This is a genomic window from Lactococcus formosensis (genome assembly GCF_018403745.1).
In the GTDB taxonomy this organism is placed as follows: Bacteria; Bacillota; Bacilli; order Lactobacillales; family Streptococcaceae; genus Lactococcus; species Lactococcus formosensis.
In genome coordinates this window covers 458,557-469,020 of sequence record NZ_BOVP01000001.1, presented here as the reverse complement: position 1 = coordinate 469,020, position 10,464 = coordinate 458,557, and the positions used below count along the sequence as shown (strand labels likewise).

Below are 10,464 nucleotides of genomic sequence, written 5' to 3'. Positions count from 1 at the left end.
ATACACCATTAGTAGATACACCATTAGTAGATACACCATTAGTAGATACACCATTAGTAGATACACCATTAGTAGATACACCATTAGTAGATGCTTTAAGAAATGAAGTGATCATAGAGAAGGAAGTAAACGTTACTTCAAAAATAAATCATAGAGAAGAAAAGGAGCTCGTCTCAGAAACTCCTAATCAGAGAATGGAAGGTAAGGAAGAAGTATCAGATACCTCTTCCTACCATTATTATAATGCTTTCCCACAAGAAGCGAAACAGTATCCAACTTTGATCGTCAGTAAGCTGACAGCAACACCCGCAGTACGTTCGGATTTCTACCATCCGGGCAGTCCAGAGTTGTATTTCGATAATTATCAGGACAAACGGCCGGCTAAGTCAAAATCAAAGGGAGCAAGTCTCCTGAGTAATGCCTTCTTTTACCTCATCGTTATTGTGCTCTTAATTTTTGTAGAATCGCGTTTGATTTTGCAGGATGAAGCAAGTAAACCAATCAATATAGGTGGCTTCTCCCCAATGACGGTTCTTTCTAATTCAATGAGGAGCGTTTATCCGAGAAATAGCTTTCTATTAACACGTCAGGTTGATGCCAATACTCTGGATATTGGTGATGATATTACCTTTATCACGGAGTCAGACCGTGTGGTTACACACCGCATCACTGGAATTGAGGAAAATCATCTTCGGACACGTGAGAGAGGCTTTACAACTAAGGGAGTGGATAACCAAAGAGAGGATAGTGATATGGTACATGCAAGCAATATCATTGGTCAGGTAATTTTTTCAAGTTACCCTCTAGGTAGAGCCATTCACTTTATTCGAAATAATCTTATTGTGTCTGTCATCGTGATGTTGATTACAATGCTCTTGCTTCATGAGGTTATGAACTTCATCGTTATGGCGATTAAACATAAACAGTTCAAATCGGGAAATAAAAGAAAGCGAACACGTCGTGATGTGACAGAAGGGAAGGATCTGTCTCATGAAGCGGTATAACTTTTTCTCTAAATGGAGTATAAAAAAGCGATATATAATTCCCGCTCTGTTACTGGTGGTTCTGAGTTTGAGTACAACAGGGACTTTTACTTGGACATCCCTGGACCAGCGAGTTATTAATGAAACACGGCATGGGGGTGCTCCTGGGGGACGCCTTCATGATGATTTTGAGGGTTTAGATCATATTAGTCATGGTCGTGGCAGAGTGAATAAGGATATTTTTGTGGAAAACTATTCTTCTAGAAATATCTTAGCTCGAGTTCGGCTTAGTGAATATCTCGAGATGGGGCAGGGAGCTGGTGAAGATGTTGCGGCAAATCAAGCAAGTCCGCCCAGTGGAGCAGGGCTAGAGCAAGCAAGTCTAACAGATAGAAACTCGTGGGCTATCGTCAGACCCGATGGATACCTCTCAGATGGAGCGACAGTCTCCACTTTACGCAACTATGTCGGTCTTTATCTTGGTGATGATAATAGCCGTCCTAAAATATTCATGCCTACCTTCAACCGAAATAATCAGAACAGTGAATCTAACACAACAGGACGAGGTCTGGAGCTGCTGACTGGTACCTATAATACTAACTTAGGTATCATGATGCCAGGTACGCATGATCAGTGGACATTGGGGCAAACACATACTTCAACCTTACGTACTTGGGACGACACGAGTAATGTAGAAGTTCAGACACCTGAGGTGACACATACAGCGCAAGAGACGGTGGAGTCCGAGCATGGAGGTTATATGACCATGAGCCAGTGGATCGCTATGGGACGTCCGACAGGAAACTTTTGGGTACATGATACGGATGGATGGCTCTATTGGGCAAACTGGCTTCCTAAGAATGGTGCAACGAGCCTTTTACTGGATGCTTTAGAGATCAAGTTTGAAACACAAGACGCGTATTATGCTATGCATGCTGAGTCAGACTTGGCGACTGCAGAAGATGCAGAGAGTTGGACGGGTGTGACAACATCAGCTCAAGATTTACTTCATCGCATTACACACTAGAGTGAATAAATATTTTTACTATAAAAGAATAAAAAATGAAGGGGGTGGTTAATTGAAATAAATTACAGCCGCTCAACAAAAAGAACGCATTTACCTATGGTAAGTCAAAAAATAAAAAAGGAAAACAAGGAAATTATGAAAAAGAGAACAAAAAATCTTATCAAAATCGGCGTACTCGCTTCAGCTTTAGCTCTTATCGGAGGGACTTTCGCTTTTACGAGCTTCGGTCAACGGGTCCTCAATATAACAGAGGGAACTAATCGTCCTGAACATGGAGGTCGTGTCCATGACTACTTTGATGATGAATCAGGAAACAAAGATGTTTTCGCCGAAAACTTTGGGACGGATGAAATCCTAACACGTGTGAAGTTTACAGAACTCTTTACTAAAAATGGCGTATCTATCGTTGATGATGCAGATATTGATATTAATGACCCAGAGACTTGGCCGACTTGGATTCCAGGACCTGCTGGTAGTCCAACGGGTAGTGCAGCGGAAACGCGTATCGGGGCTAATGAGCCGATTAATACGTATTTCCATCTGGCTCTAGGACAAGCAACGCATGGTGACGACCGTCCGTGGTTCATGCCTACCTTTAACTTAGACCCAGTTTCAATGATGACTGCTGCTGCAGGTACAGCCTTTGATATGGAGCATGAAGGCGTGACTCACCCAGGTGAGGGTACAGACGGCTATTGGGGATCAGGGGACCTCTCCTTCGCACTTCCGGTAACAGGAGACTCGCCAGAAGAGCATGCAACACGTCAAGTACTTGACCAAGACCGCGCGCCAGTAACATATCTGCAATGGCTAGCGCTTAATGCTGACGACCGTGTTGGTAACTTCTGGGTTATCGACCAAGAGACAGGTTGGGCTTACTGGGCAGACTTCTTAGCCGGTGGCGCAGCAACAAGCTTCCTCTTGGACAGTAAACTCCCACAAACTACAGCGCTGGAAGGCTTTGAGGGTGACTGGTCTTATCAACTCCATGTCATTGGACAGTTTGTCTCTGAAGGAGATGTTGCAGATTTTTGGGAAGATGACAACGAGGGAGACCTTGATACAACAAATGGTGAAGCAATCATTGACGCAATTCTAGCTGTACATACTCCTGCGCCATAATAGTCAAGCATTCAAAGATTAGAGCTTTATAATTCTTAAAAAAATTAAAGAAAGGAGGACAGGTGTTGAACAGATTCAAGTACATTTTCAGTAAGTTGAATGTGAGGCATCGTGTCCTCCTTTCTGCTCTTTTAGTGACACTTCTAGCCACAGGAATTACAGGAACCTTGGCTTGGAACAGTGGCAGACAAAGTGCACTGAATCAAGGGCAAACAAGTACAGAAGCACGCCCTGTTCATTTGTTGAAGTTAGAGAGGGATACGGAAGGAAATCAAACAACAGTACCTGTTCCAGGTGCCGATTTCGTCCTTTACAATGCCCAAGATCCTGAAAATCCTGTGCAGGTACAAAGTACTTTTACAACGGACCAAGAGGGACGGATTACAGTCTCCCTTCCACCGGGACGTTATTTCTTCCAAGAAATTCGTCTGCCTCATGGTTTTGCGCCAGACTTGGATGCGGGAAATCAACCCATTCGGCGATATGACTTTACCGTCACAACGGCTACGACAAATGATAGCCCCATAGTGACAGCTTATAACCGTCGCTTATCGGGCGATTTGATAATCGAGAAGACCTTGGTGAATGATGATGGCACAGAGCTGTCAGAGGAACAACTCGCTCAGCTTTTTGAGTTTCGGGTAACTTTTTCTGACGGTGGGACTTATGCGTATCAAATCGATGGCAATGGCGACAGTCATGAGCTAGCTTCAGGAGAAACCTTGAAGCTTCGCCACGGGCAACGTGCAGTCTTTACGAATATTCCTGTGGGAGTACACTACATCGTTGAAGAGGTAGGGATGGAACACGGCCAAGCCAATAACTCATCGGGAAATATTAGTTCAGATCCATCGATAGTAGACTTTACCAATCGTGACATGACACGTTTAGGTAATCTCATCTTAGAGAAAGAAGTTGTTAATTCAGACGGTTCTGCCGTGACCAATGAACAAAAAGAGATTGATTTTGAATTTGAAGTACAACTGTCAGATGTACCTGACGGTGCTTCTTTCCGCTTTACAACTAACCGCTATCAAATCGATGATGATCCTGATAATGATGACGATACCCGCGAGGGCACTGTTGCTGATGGTGATACTTTGACTCTACGTCATGGCGAAATTTTAACCATTCATGACCTCCCTGTCGGCACGTCTTATCAGATTCGGGAAGTGGAGATGCCTAACTTTGTTTCTGGCACGCGTGATGTAGAGGGGAACATTGTTCAAGATGCGAATAATCGACATCTGTTTATCAACAGTTATCAAATCGATGGTGGAGAGCCTGTTCTGACTTTTCTTTCCTTTGAAAAGCAGGTGATTTCAGATGACGAAGCTGCACTTAAAGAATACTTTGACTTTGAAGTCACTTTTGAACCTGATGAAGGGCAAACTTTCCAGTACCGAATCATTGAGAATGGCATTGAAGGAGAGTTACAAGACTTTGTGTCTGGTGATATCATCCGTCTGCGGCATGGTCAGAAAGTACTTTTTGCAGACTTGCCACCGGGCTTGACTTACCGTATTCGTGAAATAGAAATCGACCGATTCCTTGAAGCGTTAACCACTGTTGGAGGACAAACCGTAAGTAGCACTTCGAATGGCGATGAAACGGGAAATAGAAATGGTTCCCATCATACCTTTGTCAACCGAGAAATCCCTAATGGTTCAGCTCAGCTGATTATTGAAAAGCGTGTAGAAGGTGTAGGTTATGATGCGGAACATGAGTTCCTGTTTGACCTCTATATCAACGATATCAAGCAAGATGGAGTGATTCGCCTGAGAAGTGGTGAGACCTCCCTCCCCATCGTACTTGAACTTGGCGATCGCTGGCGTGTTGTCGAACATGACAGTTATGACAATGGCTTTAGTCAAGAAGGTATCAGTAACGGGACAGGAACCATTGAACTGGAGCATATCGGACGTAATGTCTATGTGCGCCAGACCAACCGTTATGTTCGCGACACGATTAGCTTGTCAGGGACAAAGACTTGGGAAATGCCAGAAGGTGTCCAAACGCCTCGACATATCACGGTTCAGCTGATGCAAGGAGACATTGCGGTTCGTCAAGTCAATGTTGAAGGACCAAACTGGACCTACAGTTTTGATAACTTACCAAAGTTTGATAACGAAGGCAATGAAATCCACTATACTATCCGAGAAATTCCCGTCTCAGGTTGGCGTGCAGAGACGAATCCAGAGAATATCAACCTGCATAATGTATGGGTAGATCCAGTGACAGCTAGCCTTGAGATTGAGAAACTGATTACTGGAGATGCGGCACCGAATGCCGAGCAATTTGAGTTTGTTATGAATCCTGGTGGTCATGTTGTGAATATCACGAACAGTGGGCAAGTACGCTTCCCTGAAATTTCCTTTGATCGACCAGGAACCTTCGAATTTACGGTTCATGAAACACGAGGCAACACTTTAGGCTGGATTTACGACAATGCTGAGTACAGATGGTTTGTTAAGGTTGAGCAAGGCACAGATGGCTTACTCTCTTTAACAGACCAATGGCTCACCAAAAATGGAGAACGGATTGATGACTTAATCCCTGTCTTTACCAACCGTTTTGATGACTCTGCTTTACTTGAAGAAACACTGGACATCCCCGTGAACAAAGTTTGGGACCATAAAGAATTGACGGCAGACTTACAGCCGGAAAGTATTATCGTACAATTAATGGCTGATAATAAGGAAGTAAGCCGTCGGGAGCTGACGGCAGATATGGAATGGCAAACACTGTTTCAGAAAATGCCACGCTATGATTCCGAAGGACGAGAAATTAAGTATCGGGTCAAAGAGAGTGAAGTCAATGGCTATAGTGCAAAAATAAGCGGCAATGCACAAAAGGGCTTCATAATTCACAATACTTACGTTGGAATGGAAGAGCCACCGAGCCAAACACCAGATAAGCCAAGTACTACGGGACGCTTGCCGGATGTTGGGGATGGCTTAACACTGACAGCCGTTATTTTAGGGCTGGTGTGTATCCGTATCGCTTACTTGCTCTATAGGGAAACAAAAAGTAAAGGACGTTAAGCACTGACTCGAAAGAAGTTTGAGAATGGATGAAGCACAAAGCTCATCCATTTTCATTTCCTTAATTACTTTTCAAGGTGGTTTGTAGGAAAAAGGTTAGGAGGATTTTATTAAGTAAAAGATAAGAAGGAGAGAATATCCATCTGAAATATGATAGAATAGCACTATGACAAATAATACATTTAAATCAGGATTTGTAGCCATTTTAGGCCGTCCCAATGTTGGAAAATCAACATTTCTAAATCATGTGATGGGCCAAAAGATAGCGATCATGAGCGACAAGCCCCAAACAACCCGCAATAAAATTCAAGGGATTTATACGACCGATAAGGAACAGATTATCTTCATCGATACGCCGGGTATTCATAAACCGCATAATGCCTTGGGCGATTTTATGGTGCAATCTGCCTACTCCACGCTTCGTGAGTGTGACATGGTCCTTTTCATGGTTGCTGCTGATGAGCCCCGCTCCACTGGGGAAAACATGATTATTGAACGTTTGAAAACTGCAGATGTCCCTGTTATTTTGGTTGTTAACAAGATTGATAAAGTTCACCCAGATGCACTTTTTGAAACTGTTTCAGACTATACTTCACAGATGGATTTTGCGGAAGTTGTGCCAATTTCGGCGCTACAAGGCAATAACACAGAACGTTTACTCGGAACATTGAGCAACAAGCTCGAAGAAGGCCCACAATACTTCCCAGAAGATATGGTGACAGACCATCCAGAACGCTTTTTAGTTAGTGAAATGATTCGTGAAAAAATCTTACTTTTGACACGTGAAGAAGTGCCGCATAGCATTGCAGTAACAACAGATTCGATGAAACGTGACGAAGAAACAGGTAAAATTCATATCATGGCAACTATCATTGTTGAACGTAAGAGCCAAAAAGGCATAATTCTTGGTAAAGGTGGCGATATGATTCGTAAGATTGGGAAAATGGCCCGCCGTGATATTGAACTAATGCTGGGTGATAAAGTTTATCTTGAAACATGGGTCAAAATTAAAAATGACTGGCGTGACCGAAAAATGGATCTCTCGGACTTTGGCTATAAAAAAGAAGATTATATGTAAAATCAAGCTCTGAGGAGCTTTTTTTTATGAGAAATATTTGGACTCTTTATCGGGTCTATTCTTGTTTTCTTCTGTAATATAAGCCATGTCTTGAGACTTCATAAAAGGGATATAGATGAGGATACAAAGAACAAGCTGTAGTAGTTGGGCGATGAGCCCTTGCCAACCATTTGTGATTAAACCACCGAAAATAATGGGAAAGCCAGAAGGCAGATTAACACCGTTTTGATAAGGAAGAAAGCCAATGATGGTCAACAGCCACGCAGAGAGGACAGAAACTGCTGGAGTCAGCATGAGAGGGATAAGCATACGCACATTCATGATTTGTGGAAGCCCAAATTTTACTGGTTCAGATATCCCAAATAATGAAGGTATGACAGCCAGTTTTCCAACAGATCGGAGTTGTTGCGATTTACACTTGAAAATTGCGAGTAAGGCGACAGCAAAGCTTCTAGCCCCACGATTATTGAGGATAAAACCAGTTGTGAATAAGTAAGGGAGAGTTTGGCCTGCGCCATAAGCTTCAAGGTTAGCCATCTGAGGTTGCTGATAAATCATCATCAAGACAGGGTATACAGCTAGAACTCCATGAATACCGAAAAACCAAATTAATTCAATAAAGGCAACAATAAACATAGCTGCAAAAATATTTGAACCCAGAGAGAGGAGAGGTTTTTGTAAAAGTGTGTTGATGAGTGTAATCATATTTCCTTGAGAAGTAAGTGAGACAAGGGAAAATATAATACCTATAAATAAAGCTACTAAAACGCCAGGGATAATGGATTCAAAAGTTTTTTGAACTACTAGAGGGACGGATTCAGGCATTTTTATGGTTAATTTTTTCTCGATGAAGAAGATGTAGAGGCGTGTGCCAAGGAGTCCACCAATCATTGCAACAAATATCCCAGCAGAGCCCAAATCAATAATACTTAAAAACTGCGTCTTGCCCTCAATGGATAAATTTGTCAAGAGAAAGAAAGACATCAAGCCTACGATAGTAGCATTGAGAGGTTCATGTTTGAGATTTATTGCGAGTTTATAAGAAGTCAAGACAGCAACGTAAATTGCCACAATACTAATTGTCATCGCATTGATTTGTTCAAATAATTTGGTTAAACCGATATTTTGGAAGAAGAGTTTGATGCCCCAAAAGTCAATTGCATTAAGTAAAGAAGTGACAGAGCTAATCATCATGATAGGCATCATACCCATCATCGCCTCGGAAATAGTCCGCATATATAAATTATGAGATATTTTCCCTGCGCTTAGAGCAAGAATCTGTTTGATCTTATCAAATTTTTGCTGCTTCATTTTTTTTACAATATTACTCATACTTAAAATTTCTCCTTGTTTTCTAAATATCTTTCCTTAAGATACTGAATTTGTTCTTCTGTAATTGAGAGATTTTCTTTTACATAGTTTTCAATAGTCTGATAATGCTCCTCAATATAACTTAATGCTGTGCCAAGAAAACGTGTGTCTGCCATTTTGAAGTAACGTATCGCTTTAACAAGTGAAGGGTTTTCTGTCTCTTCCTTAATCTTTTCAAGGCTTTGTTGGTTTCTTTCTTTTTTATAGAGATTTGTCAAGAGGTAGTCTCGAATAATATCTTTTTTCTCTACACCAAGCAACCCCTGCAAAAGGGCTACACCATAACCTGTACGGTCTTTCCCACCACGACAGTGCTGAACGATGATACCACTATCAGGTGTTAAATAAATTTCTAGCATCTTTTTATAAACTTTTTTGCAGTGAGAATCCGTTACAAAAGTATGGTTTTGTTCAATCATTAAAAACTCAGCCAACTCAGGTGTTAATTTACTTTGATTTGCCATGTCGATGTCACCATATTCTGCAGAAGCTAAGGCTGCTATATCAGCAACGGGAGTGAGGTAAAAAGTTTTTTTCTGACCAAAGTTTTTATTTTCATTCTCTAGACGCTCTGCTTCATTACGATAGTCGATGACTGTCTTTATGTTTAAGTTTTTTAGCACTTGTTTATCTTTTTGTGTTAAGTGGCTGAGTTCATCAGAACGATATAAAAGTCCTCTTTTTAATTTTCTCCCATCTATGGTTTGGTAACCTCCAAAGTCTCGAAAATTATAAAGCTGCTCAAAGTGAAAATCTTTCATTTTTCCCCCTTTCTTTTAACATCCAGTATAAAAAAAATTGGGCACATAGTATATAGGATATGCTAAGGTTGAGAGTTTTTCCCAAATTTAGGGGATTTTTCTTAAATATTTTATGGGCGATTTTGGCTTAGAATATGAGATGACAGTAAAGTAACACTAAGCTAGGAGGTTACGGTCTTTGTAGGACAATTTATTAGCCTTAAAAAATAAAATATTGTACATAAAATTTTCCTAATAGAGAGAGCGTAGAACGAGAACGTCGAAAATTTTGTTAAGCTAGAAGAAAATGTGAAGCAATAAAAGTAGAAAACCCAGTAATATCTGGATGAGGAGGATGAAGATATTGACAACCCTAGAAGAAGTTATAGGACCATATTTGAATCAGCTATCTGATAACGAGAAACAAACTTACCAAGCTTTACTTGAACATCGACGGGATATTCCTAACCTTAGTTTAACTCAAATGGCAGAACGTATTTACACTTCTAAGTCGACCCTTTTACGCTTTATTCAGAAACTGGGATTTAAAGGTGTAGCCGATTTTAAGTATTCTCTAGATTGGGCTTTACCATATAAGGAAATATCACAAATTGAACTTGACTTGAGACAGGCTACACAAAGTTTAGATGCGGCGCTAACGAGAAGTTTATTGACAAAATTTAAAGCTTTGGTGCACAGCTCGTCATCTATTTATCTTTGTGCTACTTCGGAGAGTCAGTATATTTTAATGGAACTTTTCTCATACTTGCTCCTAAAAAAGGGATTTCCTACCTCTAGGATTCGGATTACCTTAGCCTCTGAACTTACTACAATGGTTTTTGAACGTCTTTCTAGACAATCACTCGTGATTTTTTTCTCAGCAAATGCTAAATCTACAGTAGTTCGTAGTGCCATATTGAATTTAAATAAAAGAGAAATTTCCACAATATTAATTACCCAACATTCGAACGATGCTTTAGAAAAAGAGGTCAAACTCCTTCTGGCAATGAACTTTCCTTCGCACCTTCCCTCGCTTTCTCGTTATAGGTTAGGTTTGAGTAGTTTATTCATTAATTATCTTGTTGAAAAAGCGTTATAG

Annotated in this window: 8 protein-coding genes; 6 read left to right on the top strand and 2 right to left on the bottom strand. The window is 41.0% G+C overall.

Annotated elements, in window-relative coordinates:
• The 5 genes from KJS37_RS02320 to era all read left to right on the top strand — a co-directional run.
• A partial coding sequence (locus KJS37_RS02320; protein WP_213495730.1) for a signal peptidase I occupies positions 1-1,004 on the top strand: 1,004 nt, incomplete at its 5' end.
• Positions 1,005-1,071: 67 nt separating this feature from the next.
• Entirely contained in the window at positions 1,072-2,010 is a 939-nt protein-coding gene (locus KJS37_RS02315; RefSeq protein ID WP_244851302.1) for a hypothetical protein, read from the top strand.
• Positions 2,011-2,145: 135 nt separating this feature from the next.
• Positions 2,146-3,132, top strand: a complete 987-nt coding sequence (locus tag KJS37_RS02310) for a hypothetical protein (protein ID WP_213495726.1) — start codon at positions 2,146-2,148, stop codon at positions 3,130-3,132.
• Between the two features lie 62 nt (positions 3,133-3,194).
• On the top strand, positions 3,195-6,176 hold the full coding sequence (locus KJS37_RS02305; RefSeq protein ID WP_244851300.1) for a DUF7601 domain-containing protein: 2,982 nt from the start codon (positions 3,195-3,197) through the stop codon (positions 6,174-6,176).
• 166 nt (positions 6,177-6,342) lie between these two features.
• Complete coding sequence (era, locus tag KJS37_RS02300; RefSeq protein WP_096368745.1) at positions 6,343-7,254, top strand: GTPase Era; 912 nt, start codon at positions 6,343-6,345, stop codon at positions 7,252-7,254.
• Positions 7,255-7,278: 24 nt separating this feature from the next.
• On the opposite strand, the gene KJS37_RS02295 is transcribed toward era, so the two are convergent.
• Positions 7,279-8,586 (bottom strand): PTS sugar transporter subunit IIC, encoded by a 1,308-nt coding sequence (locus tag KJS37_RS02295; RefSeq protein WP_213495724.1) that lies wholly within the window; start codon positions 8,584-8,586, stop codon positions 7,279-7,281.
• 2 nt (positions 8,587-8,588) lie between these two features.
• Positions 8,589-9,386 carry a tyrosine-protein phosphatase gene (locus KJS37_RS02290; RefSeq protein WP_213495721.1) on the bottom strand — a complete coding sequence of 266 codons (798 nt, stop codon included), beginning with the start codon at positions 9,384-9,386 and terminating at the stop codon, positions 8,589-8,591.
• Positions 9,387-9,720: 334 nt separating this feature from the next.
• Here KJS37_RS02290 and KJS37_RS02285 point away from each other — a divergent pair, with 334 nt between their 5' ends.
• Positions 9,721-10,464: a MurR/RpiR family transcriptional regulator gene (locus tag KJS37_RS02285; RefSeq protein WP_213495719.1), complete on the top strand. Its 744-nt coding sequence runs from the start codon at positions 9,721-9,723 to the stop codon at positions 10,462-10,464.